This is a genomic window from Xanthomonas sp. NCPPB 3005, assembly GCF_041228095.2.
GTDB lineage: Bacteria > Pseudomonadota > Gammaproteobacteria > Xanthomonadales > Xanthomonadaceae > Xanthomonas_A > Xanthomonas_A bonasiae.
The window spans coordinates 4,106,732-4,131,064 of sequence record NZ_CP166096.2; the positions used below are offsets into that span (position 1 = coordinate 4,106,732).

The window sequence follows — 24,333 nt, forward strand, 5'->3', positions numbered from 1 at the left end:
GAAGCCGCGCCTACAGGAACAAGACCCGGATTTGCGGCGCCACAGCGATGCGGCCCTGCCGCCGGCGCTGCCGGCTCAGCAAATATCGCCCGGCACCCGCACCCAGCCGTCCATCAGCACCCGCGCGCTGCGGCTCATGATCGCCTTGGTGACGCTCCACTGGCCGTCCCCCTGCTGCTGCGCTTCGGCGCCGACCCGCAACGTCCCGGAGGGATGGCCGAAGCGCACCGCCTGGCGTGCGCCGCCGCCGGCCGCGCGATTCACCAGCGTGCCCGGGATCGCCGCCGCGGTGCCGATCGCCACCGCGGCGGTGCCCATCATCGCGTGGTGCATCTTGCCCATCGACATCGCCCGCACCAGCAGGTCGATGTCGGCGGCGGCGACCGGCTTGCCGCTGGAGGCGACGTAGTCGGCCGGCGGCGCGACGAAGGCCACCTTCGGCGTGTGCTGTCGCGTCGCCGCGTCTTCCAGCCTGGCGATCAGGCCCATGCGCAGCGCGCCGTAGGCGCGGATCATCTCGAACCTGGCCAGCGCCTGCGCATCGCCGTTGATCGCGTCCTGCAGTTCGGTGCCGCGGTAGCCCAGCGCCTGCGCGTCGAGGAAGATGGTCGGGATGCCGGCGTTGATCAGCGTCGCCTCGAAGCTGCCCACGCCCGGGACGTCCAGCGTATCGACCAGGTTGCCGGTGGGAAACATCGCCCCGTCCGCGCCGTCCTCGTCCGCGGCCGGATCGAGGAAGTCGAGCTGGATCTCGGCGGCCGGAAAGGTCACCCCGTCCAGCTCGAAATCGCCGCTCTCCTGCACCGCGCCGGCCACGATCGGCACCTGCGCGAGGATGGTCTTGCCGATATTGGCCTGCCAGATCCGCACCGTGGCCGTGCCGTCGTGCGGAATGCGCGCCGCATCGACCAGCCCGGCGGCGATCGCGAACGGCCCCACCGCCGCCGACAGGTTGCCGCAGTTGCCGCTCCAGTCGACGAACGGGCGGTCGATCGCCACCTGCCCGAACAGGTAGTCCACGTCGTGGTCCGCGCGCGCGCTCGGCGCCACGATCACCGCCTTGCTGGTGCTGGACGTGGCCCCGCCCATGCCGTCGATCTGCTTGGCGTAGGGATCGGGGCTGCCGATCACCCGCAGCAGCAGCGCATCGCGCGCGGCGCCGGGCAGCTGTGCGGCAGCGGGCAGGTCCTGCAGGCGGAAGAACACGCCCTTGGAGGTGCCGCCACGCATGTAGGTGGCGGGAATGCGGAGCTGGGGAACGTGGGACATGGCGTTTTTCCGATCGACGCGCAGGCGGCGAGTAGCTCAGGGGTTGGCGGGAATCTCGGCCTCGACCAGCTGCGCCAGCAGGGTCAGCGACTCCTGCCAGCCGAGATGGCAGAACTCCACGGGAATCTGTGCGGGGATGCCGTCCTGGACGATGTCCAGCTCGGTACCGCAGGCCACCGTGCGCAGCTTGACCGTCACCATCATCTCGCCGGGCAGGCCCGGGTTGTCGAAGGTGTCGGTGTGGCGGATCAACTCGCCCGGCACCAGTTCCAGATAGGTGCCGCCGAAGGATTCGCTGGTGCCGGCGCCGAAATTGCTGAAGGAGATCCTGAAGCTGCCGCCCACGCGCGCATCCAGGGCGTGCACGGTGGCGGTGTGGCCGTGCGGCGGCAGCCATTTGGCCAGCGCCGCCGGCTCCAGGAACGCGCGGTAGATGCGCTCGGCCGGCGCGCGCAGGACGCGGTGCAGGCGGACGGTACCGGTCTTGCCGTTGCTCATGATGGTGTCCTCAGCGGTGAAGGCGCGCATCAGGATGGTACGCGCCTGATGACACCGACGAACCAGTCAAGCCAGTTTCGACACTTCCAGGAAATCCTGCGCGAAGCGCTGCAGCACGCCACCGGCCTCGTAGATCGCCAGTTCCTCGGCGGTGTCCAGGCGGCAGGTCACCGGCACCTCCACGCGGCTACCGTCGGCGCGGGCGATGGACAGGGTCAGCGTCGCGCCAGGGGTGCGCGCGCCGAGCACGTCGAACACCTCGCTGCCGTCGATGCCCAGGGTCTTGCGCGTGGTGCCGGGCCGGAATTCCAGCGGCAGCACGCCCATGCCGACCAGGTTGGTGCGGTGGATGCGCTCGAAGCCCTCGGCCACGATCGCCTCGACCCCGGCCAGGCGTACGCCCTTGGCCGCCCAGTCGCGCGAGGAGCCCTGCCCGTAGTCGGCGCCGGCGACGATCAGCAGCGGCTGCTTGCGCGCCATGTAGGTTTCGATCGCCTCCCACATGCGCACCACCTGCCCTTCCGGCTCCAGCCGGGTCAGCGAACCGCGCTGCGGCTGGCCATCGACCACGGCCATTTCGTTGAGCAGTTGCGGATTGGCGAAGGTGGCGCGTTGCGCGGTGAGGTGATCGCCGCGGTGGGTGGCGTAGGAGTTGAAGTCCTCTTCCGGCACGCCCATCCGCGTCAGGTATTCGCCGGCGGCGCTGTCGGCCAGGATCGCGTTGGACGGCGACAGGTGGTCGGTGGTGATGTTGTCGCCGAGCACCGCCAGCGCGCGCATGCCGCGCAGCGTGCGTTCGCCGGCCAGCGCGCCTTCCCAGTACGGCGGGCGGCGGATGTAAGTGCTTTGCGGACGCCATGCGTACAGCGGCGCCACCTGCGCGGCAGCCAGCCCGCTGCGTGCGAACATCGGCTCGTAGACCTGGCGGAACTGCTCGGGCTTGACGCTGGCGGCGACGATCGCGTCGATCTCCGCGTCGCTGGGCCACAGGTCCTTCAGCGTCACCGGCTGGCCGTCCTTGTCCACGCCCAGCACGTCCTTCTCGATGTCGAAACGGATGGTGCCGGCGATCGCGTACGCCACCACCAGCGGCGGCGAGGCCAGGAACGCCTGCTTGGCGTAGGGATGGATGCGCCCGTCGAAATTGCGGTTGCCCGACAGCACCGCGGTGGCGTACAGGTCGCGTGCGATCACCTCCTGCTGGATCGCCGGATCCAATGCGCCGCTCATGCCGTTGCAGGTGGTGCAGGCGAAACCGACGATGCCGAAACCCAGCTGTTCCAGCTCCGGCAGCAGCCCGGATGCTTCCAGGTACAGCTGCACCGCCTTGGAGCCCGGCGCCAGCGAGGTCTTGACCCATGGCTTGCGCAGCAGCCCGCGTGCGTTGGCGTTGCGCGCAAGCAAACCGGCAGCGATCACGTTGCGCGGATTGCTGGTGTTGGTGCAGCTGGTGATCGCGGCGATGATCACCGCGCCGTCGGGCATCAGCCCCTGCGCCTGTTCGGCCTTGCCGGATGCCAACTTGGCCTCGTCGGCGATGCCGCGCGCGGCCAGCTCGCTGGTCGCCACGCGCTTGTGTGGATTGGACGGGCCGGCCATGTTGCGGGTCACGCTGGACAGGTCGAACTGCAGCACGCGTTCGTACTGCGCCGCGACCAGGTCGTCGGCCCACAGTCCTGCGACCTTGGAATAGGTTTCCACCAGCGCGACCTGCGTGTCGTCGCGGCCGGTCAGGCGCAGGTAGTCGATGGTCTGCCGGTCGATCGCGAACATCGCCGCGGTGGCGCCGAACTCCGGGGTCATGTTGGAGATCGTGGCACGATCGCCCAGGGTCAGCGCGGCCGCGCCTTCGCCATGGAACTCCAGGTAGGCGCCGACCACCTTCTGCGCGCGCAGGAACTCGGTCAGCGCCAGCACCACGTCGGTGGCGGTGATGCCCGGCTGCGGCCGCCCGCGCAGCGCCACGCCGACGATGTCTGGCAGGCGCATCCACGACGCGCGCCCGAGCATCACGCTCTCCGCTTCCAGCCCGCCGACGCCGATCGCCAGCACGCCCAGCGCATCCACGTGCGGGGTGTGGCTGTCGGTGCCCACGCAGGTATCCGGGAACGCCACGCCGTCGCGCACCTGCACCACCGGCGACATCTTCTCCAGATTGATCTGGTGCATGATCCCGTTGCCCGGCGGAATCACGTCGACGTTCTCGAACGCGCGCTTGGTCCAGTCGATGAAGTGGAAGCGGTCGGCGTTGCGGCGGTCTTCCACCGCGCGGTTCTTGGCGAACGCGGCCTTGTCGAAGCCGCCGAATTCCACCGCCAGCGAGTGGTCCACGATCAGCTGCGTCGGCACCACCGGATTGACCTGCGCCGGATCCCCGCCGCGCTCGGCGATCGCATCGCGCAGCCCGGCCAGGTCCACCAGCGCGGTCTGGCCGAGGATGTCGTGGCACACCACGCGCGCCGGAAACCACGGGAAATCCAGGTCGCGGCGGCATTCGATCAGCTGCATCAGCGAAGCGTCCAGCGTGGCCGGATCGCAGCGCCGCACCAGGTTCTCGGCGAACACCCGCGAGGTATACGGCAGCGCGGCATAGGCGCCGGGCCTGAGCGCATCGACCGCGGCGCGCGCGTCGAAGTAATCCAGCGAAGTGCCGGGCAGGGAGGTGCGGTAGTGGCTGTTCATGGCTGGCTACACTAGAAATAAAGCGAAGGCTGACCCTTCTCCCATCGGGAGAAGGTGCCCCGAAGGGGCGGATGAGGGTACGGGCGAAGCCTAATGCGAATGAGAGCCCACATGAGGCGGATGAGGGTACGAACGAAGCCTGGTGCGACCAAACGCCACGAGGCTGCGCCCGTACCCTCACCCCCGGCCCCTCTCCCGACGGGAGAGGGGAGCAATCAACTGCGCCGGTCGATCGGCACGAACGTCTGATCCTCCGGCCCGGTGTAGTTCGCGCTGGGGCGGATGATCTTGCCGTCGATGCGCTGCTCGATGATGTGCGCGCTCCAGCCGGCGGTGCGCGCGATCACGAACAGCGGGGTGAACATCGCGGTCGGCACGCCCATCATGTGGTAGCTGACCGCGCTGAACCAATCCAGGTTCGGGAACATCTTCTTGATCTCCCACATCACCGCCTCCAGACGCTCGGCGATGTCGTACATCTTGCGGCTGCCCTGCGCGTCGGACAGCTCGCGCGCCACGTCCTTGATCACCTGGTTGCGCGGGTCGGACACGGTATACACCGGGTGGCCGAAGCCGATGATCACTTCCTTGCGCTCGACCCGCGCGCGGATGTCCGCTTCCGCCTCGTCGGGGCTGTCGTAGCGTTTCTGCACCTCGAACGCGACCTCGTTGGCGCCGCCGTGCTTGGGCCCGCGCAGCGCGCCGATGCCGCCGGCGATGGCGCTGTACATGTCGCTGCCGGTGCCGGCAATGACCCGGCAGGCGAAGGTGGACGCGTTGAACTCGTGCTCGGCGTACAGGATCAGGCTGGTGTGCATCGCCTGCACCCACTCCTCGTGCGGCTTGAAGCCGTGCAGCAGATGCAGGAAATGGCCGCCGATCGAATCGTCGTCGGTCTCCACTTCGATGCGCTTGCCGTTGTGGCTGTAGTGGTACCAGTACAGCAGCATCGAGCCCAGCGAGGCCATCAGTTTGTCGGCGATGTCGCGCGCGCCGGGATGGTTGTGGTCGTCCTTCTCCGGCTGCACGCAGCCGAGCACCGACACGCCGGTGCGCATCACGTCCATCGGATGCGCCGACGGCGGCAGCTGCTCCAGCGCCGCCTTGACCGCGGCCGGCACCCCGCGCAGCGAGCGCAGCTTGGCCTTGTAGCCGCGCAGCTCGCTGTTGCTGGGCAGCTTGCCGTGTACCAGCAGGTAGGCGATCTCCTCGAACTGGCTGCTGCGCGCCAGGTCCAGGATGTCGTAGCCACGGTAGTGCAGATCGTTGCCGCTGCGGCCCACCGTGCACAGCGCGGTGTTGCCGGCGGCGGTACCGGACAGGGCCACCGATTTCTTCGGCTTGAAGGCCGGAGCGGCCTGGCTGGCGTTGGTGTCGTTCATGCGTTGTCTCCCGGGTAGCGCGGTCGTGTCATCGAGGCGGATCAGGGCGCGGGCGCGGCCGGTGGCGGGGTACCGCCGCGCTCGAGCAATTGCTGCAGCATGGCGATCTGGCGGTTCTGCAGGTCGACCAGCGTCGCCCAGTCCTGCTCGCGCAGCTGGTTGAGCTTCTCGTGCACCTGCAGGATTTCCAGCTCGGATTTGATGTTCACTTCGTAGTCGTTCTGCGCACGCAGGCGGTCCACCGCGGCCTGGCGGTTCTGGCTCATCATGATCACCGGCGCCTGGATCGCGGCCAGGCACGACAGGCACAGGTTGAGCAGGATGTAGGGATACGGATCGAACGCGTGCGCCAGCACCAGGCTGTTGAGCGCGATCCACGCCAGCAGCACCAGGCCGAAGCCGATGATGAAGCTCCAGCTGCCGCCGATCTCGGCGACCCGGTCGGCGATGCGCTCGCCGAGCGTGCGGTCGCGATCGGCCTGCTTGACGATGTCGCGCGCCACGTGGCGCTTGGCGATGAAGCGCTCCACCACCTCGCGCTCGGCGTCGGGCAGTTTCTCCAGTTCGGTCTGCAGCAGCTGCCGCGCGGTCTGGCGGCGGTCGATGCGGCCGCGTGGCGGCATGGTGCCGACGTGGGTGTTCATGGACATGCTCGGACAGGGGAACCGGCGTGGATCATGCGCCCTTGCCGGCGAACAATGCGTCCAGGCGCTGCTCGAAGGCGTGGTAGCCGATGCGTTCGTACAGCTCCTCGCGGGTCTGCATCGTGTCCACCACGTTCTGCTGGTGGCCGTCGCGGCGGATCGCCGTGTACACCGCCTCGGCGGCCTTGTTGGCGGCGCGGAACGCCGACAGCGGGAACAGCTGGATCGCCACCCCGGCCGATGCCAGTTCCTCGCGGGTGAACAGCGGGGTCTTGCCGAATTCGGTGATGTTGGCCAGCACCGGCACCTTCACCGCGTCGACGAAACGGCGATAGGTGTCCAGGTCGTAGGCGGCCTCGGCGAAGATGCCGTCGGCGCCGGCGTCCACGCAGGCGATGGCGCGCGCGATCGCCGCGTCCACGCCATCCACCTGGATCGCGTCGGTGCGCGCGATCAGGAAGAAGGCGGCATCGGTCCTGGCATCGGCCGCGGCCTTGACCCGGTCGACCATTTCGCCCTGGCTCACGATCTCCTTGCCGGGCCGGTGGCCGCAGCGCTTGGCGCCGACCTGGTCCTCGATATGGCAGGCGGCCGCGCCGGCCTTGATCAGCGACTTGATGGTGCGCTCGATGTTGAACGCGCTCGGGCCGAAGCCGGTGTCGATGTCCACCAGCAGCGGCAGCTCGCAGACGTCGGTGATGCGGCGCACGTCGATCAACACGTCGTCGAGGGTGTTGATGCCCAGGTCCGGCAGGCCCAGCGACCCGGCGGCGACGCCGCCGCCGGACAGGTAGATCGCCCGGTAGCCGGCGCGTTGCGCCAGCAGCGCGTGGTTGGCGTTGATCGCGCCGATCACCTGCAGCGGCGATTCGGCGGCCAGCGCGGCGCGGAAACGGGCACCGGCAGAAACGTGCGACATGGCGAACTCCTGAGCGAGGGCGGCGGCCCGCACGGCCGTTCCGCGATGGGCGCCAATCTGGCACCATCGCCCGGGCCGATCAATCTTGATTCAATGAATCAACCTATCAGCGGATCCCCATGTCCCCCGAAGCCGACCGCCACCTGATCTCCGCCGCCGAGGCCTGCGCCCTGCTCGGCATCAGCAGCGCCACGCTCTATGCCTACGTGAGCCGCGGCCTGCTCGGTTCCCGCGCCGGCGCCGACCATCGCAGCCGCGCCTACCTGCGCGCGGAAGTGGAACGGCTGGCGCAGCGCAAGCGGGTCGGCCGCGGGGCCGCGCGCGGCGCCGCGCAGAGCCTGGACCGCGGCCTGCCGGTGCTGGAGACGCGCATCTCGCTGATCCGGCCCGACAGCCCCTACTACCGCGGGCGCTCGGCGGTCGCCGCGGTGCGCGAAGGCGCCGGCCTGGAGGACATCGCGCGGCTGCTGTGGGAGTGCCTGGACGAAGACCCGTTCGCCGCGGCCCCGGTCGCGCCATGGCCGCAACGGGTGGCGCCGCTGGCCGGCGACGCCACGCTGCCGCCGCTGGAACGCGCCATGGCCTGCATTCCGCTGCTGGCCCTGGAACTGCGCCAACCGCTCAACGCCGCGCCGACGGTGCGCCGCGAGATCGCCGCCACCTTGCTGCGGCAGAACGCCGCGCTGCTGGTCGGCACCCAGCCGGACACCCGGCCGGTGCATCGCCTGATCGCCGACCGCTGGCGCCCGGGCGATGCCGACTTCGCCGAACTGGTGCGCGCCACCCTGGTGCTGTGCGCCGATCACGAACTCAACGTCTCCGCCTTCGCCGCGCGCGTGGTCGCCTCCACCGGCGCACCGCTGCATGCCACGGTCAGCGCCGGCCTGGCCGCGCTGTCCGGCCCGCGCCATGGCGGCGCCACCGCCCGCGCCCACGCCCTGCTGCGCGACGCCCAGGACGCCGCCGACCCGGCCGCCTTCATCGCCGAACGCTGGCAGCGCGGCGACGACCTGCCCGGCTTCCACCATGCGCTCTACCCGGACGGCGACCCGCGCGCGGCCGAAGTGCTGCGCCTGCTGCGCGAACGCTGCGGCCAGCATCCGCAGATGCGGCATGTGGAAACAGTGCTCGCCGCGGCGCAGGACTGCAGCGGCCAGGCGCCCAACATCGACGGCATGCTCGCGGCGCTCTGCCTCATCCACGACCTGCCCGCCGCACACGCCCTGGTCCTGTTCGCCGCCGCCCGGCTGTCCGGCTGGCTGGCGCATGCGCTGGAGCAGCAGGCGCTGGGCAAGCTGATCCGCCCGCGGGCGCGCTATGCCGGGGCCATGCCCGAGGGTTCGACGCCGGGCTGAGGGCGGCAGCTTGCGCGGCAAGCGCCGCATCGGCGGCGGCGTCCATTGCGCATGTCCTGCTGTTGCTGCGCGGCAATCCGCATCGCAGCCCGCCCCCTCGCACCGCAGAAAAAGGGCTGACCGGATTCAGTGAGCCGCGTCGCCAAACTGGCGATGAAGGTGTACAAATGTACACCATGGACACCCTCTCCCCACAACGCGCCGCGATCCTCGCCTACGTCCACGACTGCGCCGAGCAGGCCGGACGGCCGCCGAGCCTGGTCGAGATCGCCGAGCGCTTCGGCTTCGCCTCGCGCAACGCGGCGCGCAAGCACGTGCAGGCGCTGGTCGAGGCCGGGCTGCTGGAGCATGTGCCGCAGCAGGCGCGCAGCCTGCGACCGGTGCAGGCACAGCCGCGCAGCGGGCTGCTGCGGCTGCCGGTGCTGGGCCGGGTCGCCGCCGGCGCGCCGATCGGCGCCGATATCGGCCTGGACCAGCAGCTGCGGCTGGACCGCGCCGTGTTCGCGCTGCGTCCGGACTACCTGCTGCGCGTGCAGGGCGACTCGATGATCGACGACGGCATCCTCGACGGCGACCTGGTCGGCGTGCGCCGCAGCGCCGATGCGCGCAACGGCCAGATCGTGGTGGCGCGGCTGGACGGCGAGATCACCATCAAGCGCTATCACCACGATGGCGAACGCATCCAGTTGCTGCCGCGCAATCCGGCCTATGCGCCGATCGTGGTGCAGCCGGGCCAGGACTTCGCCATCGAAGGGCAGTACTGCGGGCTGATCCGGCAAGGCTGATGGCTGCCGTCGTCGCCCTCGACCGCCTGCTGGCCGAACGCCGGGTCTGGCGCGGCCAGCCGACCGCGCTGCCGCCCAGCGCGCAGCCAACCGGCCATGCCGCGCTCGACGCCGCACTGCCGGCGCGCGGCTGGCCGGAGATGGCGCTGACCGAACTGCTGCACGCCGCCGACGGCATCGGCGAACTGCAGCTGCTGTGGCCGACGCTGGCGCGGCTGTCGCAGGGCGGCGGCCGCATCGTGCTGGTCGATCCGCCCTATCTGCCCTACCCCGGCGCCTGGCAACAGGCCGGGGTGGCGCTGCCGCAGTTGCAGATCGTGCGCGCCGGCGCGGACGCGGCCTGGGCCGCCGAGCAATGCCTGCGCTCGGGCAGCTGCGCGGCGGTGCTGTGCTGGCCGGCGCAGGCCAACGACAAGACCCTGCGCCGGCTGCAGGTGGCGGCCGAGACCGGGCGCGCGCTGGGCTTCGCCTACCGGCCGCTGAAAGCCGCGGCCAATCCGTCGCCGGCCGCGCTGCGCATCGCCATCGATGCCGCACCGGCGCAGCTGCGCGTGCTCAAGTGCCGCGGCGGCATGCCGCCGGCGCGCGCCATTGCGCTGTCCGCGCTGGCCATGCCGTCGCCGGCCTCGGCTTGAGGACGCGCGCATGCGCTGGGCCTGCATCCTGCTGCCGCAACTGGCGCTCGACACGGTGCTGCGGCGCTGGCCGTCGCCGGACCAACCGCTGGCGCTGCTCGCCGGCCCGCCGCAGCGGCGCACGCTGAAGGCGGTCAACGCCGCCGCGCGCGCGCGCGGCCTGCAGCCCGGGCAATCGCTGGCCACCGCGCAGGCGCTGTGCGACCGCTTCGCCACCGCCCTGCACGATGCCGAGGAAAGCCGCCGCTGCCAGCAGTTCCTGGCGGCGTGGGCGTACCGCTTCAGCTCGCTGGTCAGCACCGACTATCCCGGCGCGCTGCTGCTGGAAATCGAGGCCAGCCTGGGCCTGTTCGGGCCCTGGCCGCGCTTCGAGGCGCGCCTGCGCGAGGAGTTGAGCGCGCTGGGCTTCCGCCACCGCATCGTGGTCGCGCCGCATCCGCTGGCCGCGCGCGTGCTGGCCAACGCGCACGACGGCATCGCCCTGCTCGACAACGCCGCGCTGCACGGCGCACTGGGCCAATTGCCGATCGCCCGCGCCGGGCTGGAACCGGGCCTGGCCGACGCCTTCGCGCGGATGGGCCTGCGTACGCTGCGGCAGTTGTTCGCGCTGCCGCGCAGCGGCCTGGCGCGGCGCTATCCGCCCACGCTGCTGCAGCACCTGGACGCCTTGCGCGGGCAGGCGCCGCTGCCGCTGCAGTACTACCTGCCGCCGGACCGCTTCGATGCGCGGCTGGAACTGGGCTACGCGGTGGAATACAGCCAGGCCCTGCTGTTCCCGCTGCGCCGGCTGACTGCCGATCTGGCCGCGTTCCTGGCCGGGCGCGATGGCGGCGTGCAACGCTTCCAACTGCATCTGGAACACGAAGGCCTGGACGACAGCGTGGTGCCGGTCGGCCTGCTCGCCGCCGAGCGCGATGCGGCGATGCTGTTCGAACTGGCGCGCGGCCGCCTGCAACATGCCAGCGTGCCGGCGCCGGTGCAGGCCATGCGCCTGCGCGCCGACGAACTGCCGCCGTTCGTGCCGGCCGCGCGCGAACTGTTCGACGACCGCGCGCAGCAGGCGCTGCCCTGGGAACAGCTGCGCGAACGCCTGCGCGCCCGCCTCGGCGACGACGCGGTGCACGGCCTGCGCGCGCATGCCGACCATCGCCCCGAATGGGCGTGGCGCGCCGAATCCGGCAAGCCCGCGCAGGCAGGCAAGACCAACCAACCGAGCGCGCCCCGCGCGGCTGCGTCCACCACGCTGCCGCGCCCCGGCTGGCTGCTGACCCGGCCGATTCCGCTGCGCGAGCGCGACCCCGAACGCCTGGCCGGCCCGGAACGCATCGAAAGCGGCTGGTGGGACGACGGCGACATCCGCCGCGACTACTACATCGTGCGCACCCGCCAGGGCCAGCGCGCCTGGGTGTTCGCGCCGGCCGATGCGCCGGACGCGCTGATGCTGCACGGCTGGTTCGCATGAGTCACAGCCCGCCACGTCCGCGACTGCGGGCCGTTCCGGCGCCTGCCGCGCAACCACCTGCCCCCTTGCACGACGCCACCTCCACGTCTGCACGCACGCCGCCGCCGCCGGACTACGCCGAACTGCACTGCCTGTCGAACTTCAGCTTCCAGCGTGGCGCCTCGCATGCGCGGGAACTGTTCGAACGCGCCGCACGCCACGGCTACCGCGCGCTGGCGATCACCGACGAATGCACCCTGGCCGGCATCGTGCGCGCCTGGCAGGCGGCCAGGGACACCGGCCTGGCGCTGATCGTCGGCAGCGAATTCCAGCTCGAACACGGCCCCAAGCTGGTGCTGCTGGCCGAGACCCTGCACGGCTACCAGTGCCTGTGCCGGCTGATCACCCTGGCCCGCCGTCGCGCCGACAAGGGCACGTACCGCGCCCTGCACGAGGACTTCGACGGCGATCTCGACGGCCTGCTGTGCCTGTGGCTGCCGCGCGACGACGATGGCGGCGACGCAAGCGACGGCGCCTGGCTGCAGGCGCGCTTCGCGCAACGCCTGTGGCTGGCGGTGGAACTGCTGCGCGGCCCAGACGACGACGCCCTGCTGCACGCGCGCCTGGCGCTGGCCCGGCGCCTGCACCTGCCCGCCGTCGCCAGCGGCGACGTGCACATGCACGCGCGCGGCCGCCGCGCGCTGCAGGACACGCTGACCGCGATCCGCCAGCGCCTGCCGCTGAGCGAGGCCGGCGCGCACCTGTTCGCCAACGGCGAGCGCCACCTGCGTCCGCGCGCGACCCTGGCCACGCTGTATCCGCACGCGCTGCTGGCCGAGTCGGTGCGCATCGCGCAGCGCTGCACGTTCGACCTCGGCCAACTGCGCTACCAATACCCGCACGAGCTGGTGCCGCCGGGTCGGACGCCGACGCAATGGCTGCGCACGCTCACCGAGCAAGGCGCGGCCACGCGCTGGCCGCACGGCGTGCCGGAAAAGGCGCGACGCCTGATCGAGCACGAACTGGGCGTGATCCAGCGCCTGGGCTACGAGTCGTACTTCCTCACCGTCTACGACCTGGTGCGTTTCGCCAGGTCGCGCGACATCCTGTGCCAGGGCCGCGGCTCGGCGGCGAATTCGGCCGTGTGCTATGCGTTGGGCGTCACCGCGATCGACCCCGACCGCATCGGCATGCTGTTCGAGCGTTTCATCTCCGAAGAGCGCAAGGAACGGCCCGACATCGACGTCGATTTCGAGCACGACCGCCGCGAGGAGGTGATCCAGTACATCTTCAACCACTACGGCCGCGAGCGCGCCGCGTTGACCACGGTGGCGATCCAGTACCACGGCCGCAGCGCGGTACGCGACGTGGCGCGCGCGCTCGGCCTGCCCGGCGACAGCATCGACGCGCTGGCCTCCACGCTGGGCCAGTGGGACGACGACGTTCCGCCGCACGAACGCCTGCGCGAACGCGGCTTCGATCCGGACACCGCGCTGATGCGCCGGCTGCTGGCGCTGAGCGCCGAGCTGATCGGCTTCCCCCGCCACCTGTCGCAGCACCCCGGCGGCTTCGTGATCTCCGAACATCCGCTGCACACGCTGGTGCCGGTGGAGAACGCGGCCATGGCCGAGCGCACCGTGATCCAGTGGGACAAGGACGACCTGGAACTGGTCGGGTTGATGAAGGTGGACGTGCTCGCGCTGGGCATGCTCAGCGCGCTGCGGCGCACGCTGGACCTGCTGCGTGCGCACCGCGGCCGCGATCTGGACCTGGCCAGCATTCCCGCCGAAGACGACAAGACCTACCGGATGATCCAGCGCGCCGACACCATCGGCGTGTTCCAGATCGAATCGCGCGCGCAGATGGCGATGCTGCCGCGACTCAAACCGCGCGAGTTCTACGACCTGGTGATCCAGGTGGCGATCGTGCGCCCCGGCCCGATCCAGGGCGGCATGGTGCATCCCTACCTGCGCCGGCGCAGCGGCGAGGAACAACCCGACGACTTGCCGGAGAAATTGAAGGAGGTGTTCAAACGCACCCTCGGGGTGCCGCTGTTCCAGGAACAGGTGATGCAGCTGGCGATCGTCGCCGCCGACTACGAACCCGGCGAAGCCGACCAGCTGCGCCGCTCGATGGCCGCCTGGAAGCGCCACGGCGGGCTGGAACCGCACCGCGAGAAACTGACCAACGGCATGCTGAAAAACGGCTACAGCGCCGAATTCGCCGCGCGCATCTTCGAACAGATCAAGGGCTTCGGCAGCTACGGCTTCCCCGAGAGCCACGCCGCCAGTTTCGCCCTGCTCACCTACGCCAGCTGCTGGCTCAAGTGCCATGAACCGGCGGCCTTCACCTGCGCGTTGATCAACAGCTGGCCGATGGGCTTCTACAGCCCCGACCAATTGCTGCAGGACGCACGCCGCCACGGCCTGCAGGTGCGTCCGGTGGACGTGCGCTACAGCGACTGGGATTGCGGGCTGGAAGCCTACAGCGCCGATCCGGCGGTGCAGCCGGCGATCCGCCTGGGCCTGCGCATGGTCCGCGGCCTGGCCGAAGACGCCGCGTTGCGCCTGCAGCAGGCGCGCACGCAGGCGCCGTTCCGCGATCTCGCCGACCTGTGCCAGCGCGCCGCGCTCGACGACAAGGCGCGTGACAGCCTGGCCGACGCCGGTGCGCTGAAACCGCTGGCCGGGCACCGCCACCGCGCACGCTGGGCGGTGGCCGGCGTCGAAGCGCAACGTCCACTGTTCGAGCCGCTCGCCGCCACGCCGGAACAGCAGGTGGCGCTGCCGCTGCCCAGCCTCGGCGAGGACATCCGCGCCGACTACGCGACCATCGGCACCACCCTGGGCAAGCACCCGCTGACCTTGCTGCGCCGGCAACTGCAAGCGCGCCGCTATCGCCACTCCGCCGAACTGCGCGCCCTGCCCCACGCCAGCGCGGTCGCCATCGCCGGCCTGGTGACCATGCGCCAGCGCCCGCAGACCGCCAGCGGCGTCACCTTCCTCACCCTCGAGGACGAACACGGCCTGGTCAACGTCGTGGTCTGGCGCCGCCTGGCCGACCGCCAGCGCCAGGCCCTGATCGAATCCAGGCTGCTGGCAGTGCGTGGCCGCCTGGAAACCGCCGACGGCGTGCGCCACCTGATCGCCGGCCACCTCGAAGACCTGACCCCGCTGCTGCTCGGACTGGACATCCGCAGCCGCGATTTCCACTGAGCGATAAGCACAATGCTGCATGCCATGCTCAACGAACAGACAGGCCGCTGTTATTCCGATGGCGCATCCGCTGCACGGCTGCATGCCTGCAGCGCCCGCTGCACCGCATCCGCTTCGCCCAGGCGTTCGCGGTAGATGGTGGCAGCCAGTTCGCGCCTGGCCTTGCTCGACCCGATCGAACCGTGGCTGGCGATATCCGACAACGGCCCGCCCAACTGGCGATACCTGGCCACGAGCCTGGCCGTCGCGGCCATGCTGTCGCACTCCACCGGTGCCGCCTGCACCGGCGCGCACACCATCAGCAAACACGAAAAACCCAGCGCGGCGAGTGTCTTGTTCATAGCTGCTCCCAAGCGGAGACGAAGACCGCCATCCCCATGCGGCCGCGCAGGGTTGAAGCGCTGCAGCACATCGCTGCACAGCACTGCAGCGCGCGGCGCGGCATCGCCACACCACCACCGAGAGCACCGGCAAACAGGCCGCAGCGGCATCGGGCCGCGCGTATCGCCATCCGCTCAGTGCGGACAGCGCCGATGGAAGATAGCCAAGGCAACTGCCGTCGCCAGCCGTGTTGCGACGAAACCTGGCGGCGGCGGATCGAACAATCGGATCAGCGGCGCGAAGTGCGACAGCAACGTCGCCGCGCGCCGTCCATCGCGCAAGCACGGACGGTGCCCATGTCGGAGCGTGCGCGCAGCCATCCGCTGTTCGGGACGCGTTCGGGCTGGCTGGCTGGCGCAATTCGACGGCAGAAAAGCCGCTGGCGATGCGCGGCAGACCGCAAGCACCGAACGCATGCGCGCTCGACCGTCCACCTGCCAGAAGACCTGGCTACGTCACTGCAGAACGCGACTGTGCGCAACCAGGATTTCAAGCGGGCGAACGCCCGCCTGGACTTCGTCTTCGATCAAGGCGTGCGATGCGTCGAACACACGACCGTGGTCGAGTCTTGCCGAGCATGGCGCGCACGCAGGCAGCCATGCTCTTCGGTCGAACGCCATGGACAGGCCGAATGCATCCGGTTTCTTTATCCGTCAAAACTGCGTGGATCGACTGGCAGAAACCGGCGGTGCGGCAGAGCGTGGAATTGCATCCGGCACGCTCCCCATTGCGAGGTGCCGCGCCCGCGATCAGTGGGCAGGAGCGGCCAGGCGCGCGTACTGGTCGCGGCCGATCCAACCGGTGAACGAACCATTATTGGCATTGATGAATTCGACCTGGGCCCAGCCATCCTTGAACGCCAGCACGCCCACCACATCGCCCTTGACGACATAAGCACCCTTGGGCGTCTTGGGGCCCGGCGTTTTCTGCAGATACGCCTTGTCGGCGGACACCGTCACCAGGCCGATCCATGTGTTGCTGGCGGTCCGGGTCAGGTCCAGGCCAGTGGCGATTTCCGGCATCAACACACTGAGGCAACCGGGATGCTGACGGCCCTGCTTCACGGTCAGCGTCACGCCGTCGGACGAAGCCGCCACGGTTCCGGGGTAGGCCTCTTGCGACCACGTGGTGACCGAGACCGGCGCGTTCCCCTCGGCCTTGCCCTGCAGATAGAACGAACAGCCACGGCTCACGCCCTCGCCCATCTCTTCCGAGTAGAAGCCTTCGATCCGATGCTCGGGCGTCACCGCGAGCATCAGCCCTTCGTACTTGCCCGAATGCAGCGCAGCCGTGCCCGCGAGTGCAGGCGCTACGGGGCAAAGCGAGAACAAACCAATAGCCAGAAACCGGGTGATCGCCATTTTTTTCCTTCAAGTGCTTCGCAAGTTCTTTGAAGCGTTTGTCATGGCAACCATCATAACCGTCGCAGGTATGCAGCACGGCCACCAAATCGCGCTCTTGATGGCCTCGCTCCACAGCGGACGCTTGCTGCAAAGCCGGGAACGCCTTCGATCGACTATCGCCAATGGCCACGTCACCCACTCGGAACCGAGCAGACGATGGCCGTTGCCAGACCCGATTGCGCCGCGCAGCTCGCGCGGCACCGACTATGGCTTCCGGCCCAACCCCGTCAGCAGCGTCTGTACGCCTTTCCAGCCCCAGTACACCCGATGGCACGCGATCAGGCCGCGCGCATCCAGGTCCATGACTTCCACCAGATCGACCTGATCGCCGTCCGGCGTTTCTCGCGGATATTCCCAGACCACCTGGCGCTGCGAAGCATGCCAACGACCGCTGCGATACCAGCGGCCGAGGCCGTTTTCGGGCTGGGCGAAGGACGCCGCGAAGAACGCCCTGAGCGCTTCGCGTCCCTGCAGCCTTCCATCCTGCCGCTCCGCGGAGACCACATAGGCCAAGGGCGTTTCCAGCATCGCGTCTTCCGCGTACAACGCCATCAGCGCATCCAGATTCCGCTCGACAACGCTGTGGTGCCATTGCTCGAAGATGCGGCGGGCATCGCCCTCCGATCCGTTCGATCGCGCTTCGATTTCGCTCATGCAAGACACTCCGATACAGTGCACTGCAGTCTAGGAACATGCGCAGGCCGTCGATTCGATGCGTGTCGAAGCGTTCCGGCGAGGCGCGGTCTATGATGGCCGTGCCCGCCAGGAGTGCACACGATGCCGGTCGAACAGCCCAAGCTTGCCGCGACCGCGTTCCTCATCGCCGATCCCGCCCGCGCCGCCATGTTGATGGCGCTCATCGACGGGCGTGCACTGCCTGCCGGCGAGCTCGCCTTCGCCGGCGGCGTCACCCCGCAGACGGCCAGTTCGCACCTGGCGAAACTGCTGGACGGCGGCTTGCTGGCGGTCGAGGTCCAAGGCCGCCACCGCTACTACCGGCTGGCCGGTTCCCACGTCGCGTTCGCACTGGAGAACCTCGCGACCCTCGCCGCGCCCGCCGCACCGCGATGCCGGAAAGCGGGGCGCAAGCAACAATCGCTGACCTTGGCCAGATGCTGTTACGACCACCTGGCGGGGCGACTGGGCATCGCGGTGACCGAAGCGCTGGAGCGGCGCGCGCTGATCGTCAGACAAGACGACAAGCAATACGCGGTGTCCGCCGAAGGCAGCGCATGGTTCGCGCGGATGGGGCTGGACGTTGCGCGCCTCGTCCCGACCAGGCTCGGCATCGCACGACAGTGCCTGGACTGGACCGAACGCAAGCACCACCTCGCCGGACCGCTCGGCGTCGAGTTGCTTGCGCTGCTTTGTGCCAAACACTGGCTGCGCCGCGAACAGGGCACGCGTGCGATCCACATTACCGACATCGGGTGGGCCGGCCTGCAGACCGAGCTGGGAATCGGCCGGCTTGCCGGGGACGAACTGCCGCTCGCTTCCTGAGCGGCAAACCATTCCGACGGTTGCAATGCGCTACGCAGGAGTCTCAGCATCGGATCGCGCGACAGCGAGGAGCGCCGCGGCGATCGTATAGGGATCCGAACTCACCGGCCGCGAACGACGTTTTTTTAGAAGGCTCATGCTTCGGAAGCGTCCAGCGCGTACCGGCGCTGGCAATGCTCGCAGAAGAACGCGCGCCGCTGCGCCTTGCCGAGCTGCTTGCGATAGGTCAGCAGATGGCCGTCGCGCGGACAGGTGGTCTTGGTATGCACCTGGTAGTGCTTCTTCAGCACGAAGGCCTTCTTCCAGGTGTAGAAATCGAAGCTGTACTCGCGCGCCTGCGTCACCAGTTCGGCCAGCTTACGCGGCGGCAATGCCCCGATTTCGCTCTCCGGATGCACGCGGATGCGGAACAGCACCTCGTTCTTGATGATGTTGCCGACCCCGGCGAACACGTCCTGGTCCAGCAACGCATCGGCGGCCAGCGTGCGCGGCCGCAAGCGCAGCTTGCGCCGCGCCTGCGCCGCGTCCCAATCCGGGTTCATCACGTCCCCACGCCAGTCGTAGGCCTCGTCCAGCGCGCCCTCGATGAACTTGACCGAACACGCGTAGAAGTTCAGTTCCTCGCCCTTGGCGAAGCCCAGGCTCAGCCGCGGCGTCGCGTCCTTGCGCGCATTGATCCGGTAGCTGCCGAACAGCAGGAAATGGATGCGCACGCTGAACCCGCCGAACTCGATCAGGAAGTGCTTGCCCCAGCTGCGCAGCGACAAAATCTTGCGGTTACGGATCCGTTCCAGGTCCTGCTTGCTGTTGCCGGACACCCGCAACACCTTGCGCCCCGCGAACGCGGCCGCCTCTTCTTTCAGGATGACGATCGAAGGACCTTCGGGCATGACCGCAGTATCGATGGCGGCCGTGAGCGGTTCGTGATTCCGAAAGCGAACGCTAGTGATCTGCCGTCAGATGCGGAATCCTTCCGGGATCTTGAATGGATCGCCAGACGCCGACGGACACTCATGGAAGATCTTTTCCTTGCGGACATCAATGATTCTGTAAGCCCCGCTTGGGTTGATCAAAAGCAAATGTGCGTTGAGTACGACGCGTACGGACCCATCGTCGTATGACTTGGTCATTTCGTGAGCAAGCGATGGAACCGTCCAGTCGGCGTGAGCACTGGCGGCAGCCTCCCTGAGCGCTTGCACCACGTCCTCTTTGCTTGAACACGCCGGTAGCGTTTTGAGCTTCCCAAGCATGCGCTCGAGCGCAGCCGCGACTTCCGTTTCACTCAGGGACATTTCTTCGATCCTATGCAGCAAGGGCAGACACTGCTCGGCGATTCTTGCTACGAAAACACAGCGCGATCGCCAGCCACCGGACATGCCCGCTTCCCGCGTGCGCCTGCGGCAGTTGCAGCAACCGACACGACGACGGCTAGGGCAAGCGTGCCGTACTCATCGGCACAACGAAAAAGGCCACCTGCGAGGGTGGCCTTGGTCGTCTGTCGCGTGGTGGGCGGTGCAGGGTTCGAACCTGCGACCCTTGCCGTGTGAAGGCAATGCTCTACCGCTGAGCTAACCGCCCGTGTCGCGAGCCGCACATTATAGGGCTGTCGTGGCTGGCGTCAACGGTCCTACGCGGAGGCCGTGCCGGCGCGGCCGCTACATGGTCTGGGTGGGCTTGTCGGCGTTGAGGGTGCCGGCCAGCTGGGTCTCGATCTTGTTGCGGATGGTCTCGCCTTCGCTGTTGTCCGGCAGCTGCACGCCGATGCCGGCGGTGCGGTTGCCCTGCGCGCCCATCGGGGTCACCCAGATCACCTTGCCGGCCACCGGCAGGCGCTCGCTGGAATCGGGCAGGGTCAGCAGCAGGAACACTTCGTCGCCCAGGAAATAGCGCTTGGGCGTGGGCACGAAGATGCCGCCGTTCTTCACGAACGGCATGTACGCGTTGTACAGCGCCGCCTTGTCCTTCACCGCCAGCGACAGGATGCCCTGGCGTCCGCTCATCGCACTCATCGTTGTCCCCCTCTCCGGACCGGGCGATCGCCATCGCGCCAGGCCAACAACAGTTCCGCGATGGCCAGGTCGCCACGGACGGTGGTGCGCAGCAGGTCGCGGGTGCGGTTGGCTGCGTCGAACCAGGTGGCCAGCTTGTGCAATCGCGCCGGGTCGGTCAAGCCGGCCTGCGAGGCCTGCGCCAGCGCCAGGTCGGCGGCATGGCCCAGGCGCTGCTCGGCGAAGCCGTCGGCGCTCCAGCGCTGCGCCGCCTCGACCGTGCCCAGCTTGCCCGCGGCGACCTGCTCCAGGTCCGCGGCCACCTGCCGGCGCAGCTTCAGGCCGTCCTCGCGCAGCCACTGCGCGGCCAGGCCGGGATGGCCGCGCGCGGCGGCCAGCGCTTCGCGCGCGGTCTTTTCCGGGAACTCCTGGGCCAGCAGCCAGGCGATCGCCTCGTCGGCCGGCGGCAGCTTGAATTCCAGGCGCTGGCAGCGGCTGCGGATGGTCGCCGGCAGCCGCGCCGGCTGCGCGCTGATCAGCCACAGGTAGCGGCCGGGCTGCGGCTCCTCCAGGGTCTTGAGCAGGGCGTTGCAGGCGGCGCGGTTGATCGCGTCGGCCGGGTCCACCACCACCACCTGGGCGACGCCGTACTGCGGGGTCAGCGACAGTTTCTGCGAGATTTCGCGCACCTGTTCGATGACGATCTCGGTGCGCAGCTTGTCGCCGGTGCGGTTGGGAATGAACGAGATCAGCTGCAGGTCGGGATGGGTGCCGGCGGCGATCAGCTGCGCGCTGCGCAGGTTCGCGGCCGGCTCGCCCTGGCCGAGCACGTGCGCGGCCAGCTTCAGCGCCACCGCGCGCTTGCCCAGGCCGTCCGGGCCGCAGATCAGCAGGCCGTGGCCGAGCCGGCCGGCGTCGAGCGCGGCCACGGTCTGCTCGTAGGCGCGCTGCTGCCAGGGCGCGAAGGGCAGCTCGCTCATGGCGTGCTCCCCTGCTGTACCCAGGCCGCCAGCGCCGCGGCCACGTCGTGCGCCACCGCCTGCGGCGGCTGGCTGGCGTCGATGGTGCGGAAGCGCTGCGGGTCCTGTGCGGCGCGCTGGCGGAAGCCGGCCCGCACGCGCTGGAAGAAATCGTCCTGCTCGCTCTCGATCCGGTCCGGCCACAGGTCGCGGCCGCTGGTGCGGGCGCGGCCGATCTGCACGTCCAGGTCCAGCAGCAGGGTCAGCCCCGGCTGCAGGCCGACCGCGCGCCGCTCCAGGTCGGCGATCCAGGCTCGGTCCAGGCCGCGGCCTTCGCCCTGGTAGGCGTAGCTGGAATCGGTGAAGCGGTCGCTGACCACGTAGGCGCCGCGTTGCAGCGCCGGACGGATCACCTCGCGCACATGCTGGGCGCGCGCGGCGAACACCAGCAGCAGTTCGGTCTCGGCGGCCAGCGGCTCGGCCGGCTGCAGCGCCGGCGCGTTGTTGAGCAGCAGCTCGCGGATGCGTTCGGCCAGCGGGGTGCCGCCGGGCTCGCGGGTCAGCACCACCTCGTGGCCCTGCGCCTGCAGCCAGTCGCGGATCGCGTTGATCGCGGTGGTCTTGCCGGCGCCCTCGCCGCCTTCCAGGCTGACGAAGCGATGGTGGCGCAGCACGGCCTCGCTCATGGCGTCACCGCCGCGCCGCTGCGCGCCTGGCGCAAGCGCTGCAGATAGCGCGCCACCGCCGCGGTGTGCTCGCCATAGCTGGCGGAAAACACGTGCGCGCCGCTGCCGTCGCCGACCGCGACGAAGTACAGGCTGTCGCCGGGCGCCGGATTGGTCGCCGCGCGCAGCGCATCGCGGCCAGGCATGGCGATCGGGGTCGGCGGCAGGCCGCTGCGGGTGTAGGTGTTGTACGGGGTATCGGTTTCCAGGTCGCGCTTGCGGATGTTGCCGTCGTAGGCGCTGCCGATGCCGTAGATCACGGTCGGATCGGTCTGCAGCTTCATGCCCTGCTGCAGGCGGCGCACGAACACGCCGGCGATCTGCGGCCGCTCGGCGGCCAGACCGGTTTCCTTCTCCACGATCGAGGCCAGGGTCAGCGCCTGCTCCGGCGACTGCAGCGGCAGCCCGTCGGCGCGCGCGTCCCAGGCCTCGGCCAGCGCCTTGTCCATCGCCGCATGGGCGCGCTGCAGCACGTCCAGATCGCTGTCCTCGCGCTGGTACAGGTAGGTCTCCGGCAGGAAGCGGCCTTCCGGGTGCTGCCCGGGCTGGCCGAGCTTGGCCATCAGTTCGCTGTCGCTGAACTCGGTGGCGACGTGGCGCAGCGGCGTGGCCGCGTTCAGCGCCGCGCGCAGCTGGCGGATGTTCCAGCCTTCGACGATGGTGAAGCGGTAGTGGATCACCTGGCCCTTGCGCATGCGGATCAGCAGTTCGCGCGGCGTCAGCGCCGGCTGCAGCGCGTATTCGCCGACCTTGAGCTTGCCGGCGGCATCGAGCTGGCGCGCCAGCAGTTGCCACTGCAGGTTGCTGCCCTGTTCGACCCCGGCCGCACGCAACTTGCGCAGCACGCCGTTGAACGAATCGCCGCGCGCCACCTCCACGCTGGGCTGCGCCGCGTGCAGCGGCTGGTCGGCGAAGGCGCGATAGCCCTGCCACCACCACGCGCCGGCCGCGGCGGCCAGCAGCGCAAGCACCAGCAATGCCGCCAGCAGGGTCAGACACCCGCGTTTAGCCCAAGCCACGACCACCTCGAAGCGAATTCAACGGGGTGCAGGATACCGCGCGGCCGGCATCGGCCGGTATCGCGACCGTGCCGCTCACGGTTCCAGCGCGCGCAGCAGGCCGCGCGCCTTGGCCCGGGTTTCGTCGAGTTCGCGCTCGGGCTGCGAATCGACCACGATGCCGGCGCCGGTGCGGAAATGCGCCTGCGCACCGTCCACTTCGGCGGTGCGGATCAGGATGTTCAGGTCCATGTCGCCGTCGCGGTTGAGCCAGCCGAACGCGCCGGTGTAGGCGCCGCGCGGAGTCTGTTCCAGCTCGGCGATGATCTGCATGCAGCGCACCTTGGGGCAGCCGGTGATGGTGCCGCCGGGGAAGGTGGCGCGGATCACGTCGCCGGGGCTGACCCCGGCGCGCAGCCGCCCGCGCACGTTGCTGACGATGTGGTGCACGTGGGCGTAGCTTTCCACCGTCATCAGCTCGTCGACCTCGACGCTGCCCGGCGCGCAGACCCGGCCCAGGTCGTTGCGCTCCAGGTCGATCAGCATCACGTGCTCGGCGCGTTCCTTGGGGTGCCCGACCAGCTCGCGGATGCGCGCGGCCTCGTCGTCGCCGGGCGCGCGCGGGCGGGTGCCGGCGATCGGCCGGGTCTCGACCACGTCGCCGCGCACCGATACCAGCCGTTCCGGCGAGGAACTGACCACGGCGCGGCCATGGCCGACGAACAGGCCTGCGAACGGCGCCGGATTGGCGCGGCGCAGCTGCGCGTACAGCGCGGCCGGATCCAGCGCGGCGGCGAAACGCGCCGACCAGCGCCGCGACAGGTTGACCTGGAACACGTCGCCGGCGCGCAGGTAGTCGAGGATGCGGCGCACGCCATCGACGAAGCGCTGCGGCGGGTCTTCGTCGATCGCCAGCGGCGGGGTCCAGGCCGGCAGCGGCGCGGCGGCCGGCACGGCCTGCAGATCGGCGAGCAGTTGGTCCAGCAGCCCTGCGTGCGCGGTTTCCGCCAGCGCCACGCACTCGCCGCTGGCATGGTCGCGCAGCAGCGCAGCCGGACAGCGCAACGCCAGCGCGACCGGCGCCGCCGCCTGCCCCTGCGGCAACTGCAGCACCGGCTCGACCTGCGCCGCCAGCTCGTAATCCAGCAGCAGCGCCCAGCCGCCGCGGAACGGCCAGCGCGGTTCGTCGCGCGCGCAGCGTTCGGCCTGCCAGTGCGCGTCCAGCGCGGCCAGGAAATCGCCCTCGACAACCGCGCCGCGCAAGTCGCGGGTGACGCCATCGCGGTCCAGGCGCAGGCCCTCGCCGCCGGCGATCAGCAACAGGTCCCAGCGGCCCTGCGCGGTCCCCGACGCCGCCGATTCCAGCAGCAACGGATAGCGCTGCGGCGCCAGGCGATGCAGCGCCAGCAGATCGGTGTCGGCCGGCAGGGGAACGGTACGCAGCATCGAAGACCCGGTGGAAGATGGAGGTGATGCGGATGCAGGCGGCGGCGCCCTGCTCCATGCGAACGATCGGCGCCTACAACCCGCTACCGCGCGAAGCGCCTGGCACTG

Annotated in this window: 22 protein-coding genes and 1 tRNA gene; 6 read left to right on the plus strand and 17 right to left on the minus strand. The window is 69.8% G+C overall.

Annotated elements, in window-relative coordinates:
- Positions 1 to 75: 75 nt before the first annotated feature.
- From prpF to prpB, 6 genes are all read right to left on the minus strand, one after another.
- Complete coding sequence (prpF, locus tag AB8810_RS17615; RefSeq protein WP_369914408.1) at positions 76 to 1,269, minus strand: 2-methylaconitate cis-trans isomerase PrpF; 1,194 nt, start codon at positions 1,267 to 1,269, stop codon at positions 76 to 78.
- A gap of 36 nt (positions 1,270 to 1,305) precedes the next feature.
- Positions 1,306 to 1,767, minus strand: a complete 462-nt coding sequence (locus tag AB8810_RS17620; protein ID WP_179570683.1) for an SRPBCC family protein — start codon at positions 1,765 to 1,767, stop codon at positions 1,306 to 1,308.
- A gap of 66 nt (positions 1,768 to 1,833) precedes the next feature.
- Positions 1,834 to 4,449: a Fe/S-dependent 2-methylisocitrate dehydratase AcnD gene (gene acnD, locus AB8810_RS17625; protein WP_369914409.1), complete on the minus strand. Its 2,616-nt coding sequence runs from the start codon at positions 4,447 to 4,449 to the stop codon at positions 1,834 to 1,836.
- 215 nt (positions 4,450 to 4,664) lie between these two features.
- Complete coding sequence (gene prpC, locus AB8810_RS17630) at positions 4,665 to 5,831, minus strand: 2-methylcitrate synthase (RefSeq protein ID WP_369914410.1); 1,167 nt, start codon at positions 5,829 to 5,831, stop codon at positions 4,665 to 4,667.
- Between the two features lie 41 nt (positions 5,832 to 5,872).
- Positions 5,873 to 6,475, minus strand: coding sequence for a DUF1003 domain-containing protein (locus AB8810_RS17635; protein ID WP_191825007.1), 603 nt, complete (start codon positions 6,473 to 6,475; stop codon positions 5,873 to 5,875).
- A gap of 31 nt (positions 6,476 to 6,506) precedes the next feature.
- Entirely contained in the window at positions 6,507 to 7,394 is an 888-nt protein-coding gene (prpB, locus tag AB8810_RS17640; protein ID WP_369914411.1) for a methylisocitrate lyase, read from the minus strand.
- A gap of 119 nt (positions 7,395 to 7,513) precedes the next feature.
- Here prpB and AB8810_RS17645 point away from each other — a divergent pair, with 119 nt between their 5' ends.
- The 5 genes from AB8810_RS17645 (at position 7,514) to AB8810_RS17665 (ending at position 14,825) form a co-directional block, all read left to right on the plus strand.
- Positions 7,514 to 8,749, plus strand: coding sequence for a citrate/2-methylcitrate synthase (locus tag AB8810_RS17645; RefSeq protein WP_369914412.1), 1,236 nt, complete (start codon positions 7,514 to 7,516; stop codon positions 8,747 to 8,749).
- A 176-nt stretch (positions 8,750 to 8,925) separates the two neighbouring features.
- Positions 8,926 to 9,534 (plus strand): transcriptional repressor LexA, encoded by a 609-nt coding sequence (gene lexA, locus AB8810_RS17650; RefSeq protein WP_369914413.1) that lies wholly within the window; start codon positions 8,926 to 8,928, stop codon positions 9,532 to 9,534.
- Positions 9,534 to 10,169 carry a translesion DNA synthesis-associated protein ImuA gene (gene imuA / locus AB8810_RS17655; RefSeq protein ID WP_179570676.1) on the plus strand — a complete coding sequence of 212 codons (636 nt, stop codon included), beginning with the start codon at positions 9,534 to 9,536 and terminating at the stop codon, positions 10,167 to 10,169. The genes lexA and imuA overlap by 1 nt, the downstream gene beginning before the upstream one ends.
- Before the next feature lie 10 nt (positions 10,170 to 10,179).
- Entirely contained in the window at positions 10,180 to 11,631 is a 1,452-nt protein-coding gene (locus tag AB8810_RS17660; protein ID WP_369914414.1) for a DNA polymerase Y family protein, read from the plus strand.
- Positions 11,628 to 14,825 (plus strand): error-prone DNA polymerase, encoded by a 3,198-nt coding sequence (locus AB8810_RS17665; RefSeq protein WP_369914415.1) that lies wholly within the window; start codon positions 11,628 to 11,630, stop codon positions 14,823 to 14,825. The genes AB8810_RS17660 and AB8810_RS17665 overlap by 4 nt, the downstream gene beginning before the upstream one ends.
- 50 nt (positions 14,826 to 14,875) lie before the next feature.
- On the opposite strand, the gene AB8810_RS17670 is transcribed toward AB8810_RS17665, so the two are convergent.
- The 3 genes from AB8810_RS17670 to AB8810_RS17680 form a co-directional block, all read right to left on the minus strand.
- On the minus strand, positions 14,876 to 15,166 hold the full coding sequence (locus tag AB8810_RS17670) for a hypothetical protein (RefSeq protein WP_369914416.1): 291 nt from the start codon (positions 15,164 to 15,166) through the stop codon (positions 14,876 to 14,878).
- 789 nt (positions 15,167 to 15,955) lie between these two features.
- Positions 15,956 to 16,567 carry a hypothetical protein gene (locus AB8810_RS17675; RefSeq protein ID WP_241093964.1) on the minus strand — a complete coding sequence of 204 codons (612 nt, stop codon included), beginning with the start codon at positions 16,565 to 16,567 and terminating at the stop codon, positions 15,956 to 15,958.
- Between the two features lie 246 nt (positions 16,568 to 16,813).
- Positions 16,814 to 17,263, minus strand: a complete 450-nt coding sequence (locus AB8810_RS17680) for a nuclear transport factor 2 family protein (protein WP_369914417.1) — start codon at positions 17,261 to 17,263, stop codon at positions 16,814 to 16,816.
- Between the two features lie 123 nt (positions 17,264 to 17,386).
- On the opposite strand from AB8810_RS17680, the gene AB8810_RS17685 reads away from it, so the two are divergent.
- Positions 17,387 to 18,109 (plus strand): ArsR/SmtB family transcription factor, encoded by a 723-nt coding sequence (locus AB8810_RS17685; RefSeq protein WP_369914418.1) that lies wholly within the window; start codon positions 17,387 to 17,389, stop codon positions 18,107 to 18,109.
- A gap of 134 nt (positions 18,110 to 18,243) precedes the next feature.
- On the opposite strand, the gene AB8810_RS17690 is transcribed toward AB8810_RS17685, so the two are convergent.
- From AB8810_RS17690 to AB8810_RS17725, 8 genes are all read right to left on the minus strand, one after another.
- Positions 18,244 to 18,999, minus strand: a complete 756-nt coding sequence (locus AB8810_RS17690) for a DNA-formamidopyrimidine glycosylase family protein (RefSeq protein WP_206229933.1) — start codon at positions 18,997 to 18,999, stop codon at positions 18,244 to 18,246.
- A gap of 66 nt (positions 19,000 to 19,065) precedes the next feature.
- On the minus strand, positions 19,066 to 19,401 hold the full coding sequence (locus AB8810_RS17695) for a hypothetical protein (RefSeq protein ID WP_206229932.1): 336 nt from the start codon (positions 19,399 to 19,401) through the stop codon (positions 19,066 to 19,068).
- Between the two features lie 211 nt (positions 19,402 to 19,612).
- Positions 19,613 to 19,687: transfer RNA gene (locus AB8810_RS17700), tRNA-Val, on the minus strand.
- Between the two features lie 77 nt (positions 19,688 to 19,764).
- The gene (locus tag AB8810_RS17705) at positions 19,765 to 20,118 is read right to left on the minus strand and encodes a PilZ domain-containing protein (RefSeq protein ID WP_003468813.1); all 354 of its coding nucleotides are present in this window, start codon (positions 20,116 to 20,118) and stop codon (positions 19,765 to 19,767) included.
- Positions 20,115 to 21,077 (minus strand): DNA polymerase III subunit delta', encoded by a 963-nt coding sequence (locus AB8810_RS17710; RefSeq protein WP_179570669.1) that lies wholly within the window; start codon positions 21,075 to 21,077, stop codon positions 20,115 to 20,117. The genes AB8810_RS17705 and AB8810_RS17710 overlap by 4 nt, the downstream gene beginning before the upstream one ends.
- Positions 21,074 to 21,742 (minus strand): dTMP kinase, encoded by a 669-nt coding sequence (gene tmk, locus AB8810_RS17715; protein WP_179570668.1) that lies wholly within the window; start codon positions 21,740 to 21,742, stop codon positions 21,074 to 21,076. Before tmk ends, AB8810_RS17710 begins: the two co-directional genes overlap by 4 nt.
- The gene (gene mltG, locus AB8810_RS17720) at positions 21,739 to 22,806 is read right to left on the minus strand and encodes an endolytic transglycosylase MltG (RefSeq protein WP_369914420.1); all 1,068 of its coding nucleotides are present in this window, start codon (positions 22,804 to 22,806) and stop codon (positions 21,739 to 21,741) included. Before mltG ends, tmk begins: the two co-directional genes overlap by 4 nt.
- 69 nt (positions 22,807 to 22,875) lie before the next feature.
- Positions 22,876 to 24,225, minus strand: a complete 1,350-nt coding sequence (locus tag AB8810_RS17725; protein WP_179570666.1) for an aminodeoxychorismate synthase component I — start codon at positions 24,223 to 24,225, stop codon at positions 22,876 to 22,878.
- Between the last annotated feature and the right edge of the window lie 108 nt (positions 24,226 to 24,333).

Coding starts and splice junctions, on each gene's coding strand:
- lexA (WP_369914413.1), top strand. CDS start 8,926: ATGGACACCCTCTCCCCACAACGCGCCGCGATCCTCGCCTACGTCCAC.
- tmk (WP_179570668.1), bottom strand. CDS start 21,742: ATGAGCGAGGCCGTGCTGCGCCACCATCGCTTCGTCAGCCTGGAAGGC.
- AB8810_RS17660 (WP_369914414.1), top strand. CDS start 10,180: ATGCGCTGGGCCTGCATCCTGCTGCCGCAACTGGCGCTCGACACGGTG.
- AB8810_RS17635 (WP_191825007.1), bottom strand. CDS start 6,475: ATGAACACCCACGTCGGCACCATGCCGCCACGCGGCCGCATCGACCGC.
- AB8810_RS17690 (WP_206229933.1), bottom strand. CDS start 18,999: ATGCCCGAAGGTCCTTCGATCGTCATCCTGAAAGAAGAGGCGGCCGCG.
- AB8810_RS17670 (WP_369914416.1), bottom strand. CDS start 15,166: ATGAACAAGACACTCGCCGCGCTGGGTTTTTCGTGTTTGCTGATGGTG.
- AB8810_RS17705 (WP_003468813.1), bottom strand. CDS start 20,118: ATGAGTGCGATGAGCGGACGCCAGGGCATCCTGTCGCTGGCGGTGAAG.
- AB8810_RS17710 (WP_179570669.1), bottom strand. CDS start 21,077: ATGAGCGAGCTGCCCTTCGCGCCCTGGCAGCAGCGCGCCTACGAGCAG.
- AB8810_RS17685 (WP_369914418.1), top strand. CDS start 17,387: ATGCCGGTCGAACAGCCCAAGCTTGCCGCGACCGCGTTCCTCATCGCC.
- AB8810_RS17680 (WP_369914417.1), bottom strand. CDS start 17,263: ATGAGCGAAATCGAAGCGCGATCGAACGGATCGGAGGGCGATGCCCGC.
- AB8810_RS17695 (WP_206229932.1), bottom strand. CDS start 19,401: ATGTCCCTGAGTGAAACGGAAGTCGCGGCTGCGCTCGAGCGCATGCTT.
- AB8810_RS17645 (WP_369914412.1), top strand. CDS start 7,514: ATGTCCCCCGAAGCCGACCGCCACCTGATCTCCGCCGCCGAGGCCTGC.
- prpF (WP_369914408.1), bottom strand. CDS start 1,269: ATGTCCCACGTTCCCCAGCTCCGCATTCCCGCCACCTACATGCGTGGC.
- acnD (WP_369914409.1), bottom strand. CDS start 4,449: ATGAACAGCCACTACCGCACCTCCCTGCCCGGCACTTCGCTGGATTAC.
- AB8810_RS17675 (WP_241093964.1), bottom strand. CDS start 16,567: ATGGCGATCACCCGGTTTCTGGCTATTGGTTTGTTCTCGCTTTGCCCC.
- AB8810_RS17725 (WP_179570666.1), bottom strand. CDS start 24,225: ATGCTGCGTACCGTTCCCCTGCCGGCCGACACCGATCTGCTGGCGCTG.
- AB8810_RS17620 (WP_179570683.1), bottom strand. CDS start 1,767: ATGAGCAACGGCAAGACCGGTACCGTCCGCCTGCACCGCGTCCTGCGC.
- prpB (WP_369914411.1), bottom strand. CDS start 7,394: ATGTCGCACGTTTCTGCCGGTGCCCGTTTCCGCGCCGCGCTGGCCGCC.
- prpC (WP_369914410.1), bottom strand. CDS start 5,831: ATGAACGACACCAACGCCAGCCAGGCCGCTCCGGCCTTCAAGCCGAAG.
- imuA (WP_179570676.1), top strand. CDS start 9,534: ATGGCTGCCGTCGTCGCCCTCGACCGCCTGCTGGCCGAACGCCGGGTC.
- AB8810_RS17665 (WP_369914415.1), top strand. CDS start 11,628: ATGAGTCACAGCCCGCCACGTCCGCGACTGCGGGCCGTTCCGGCGCCT.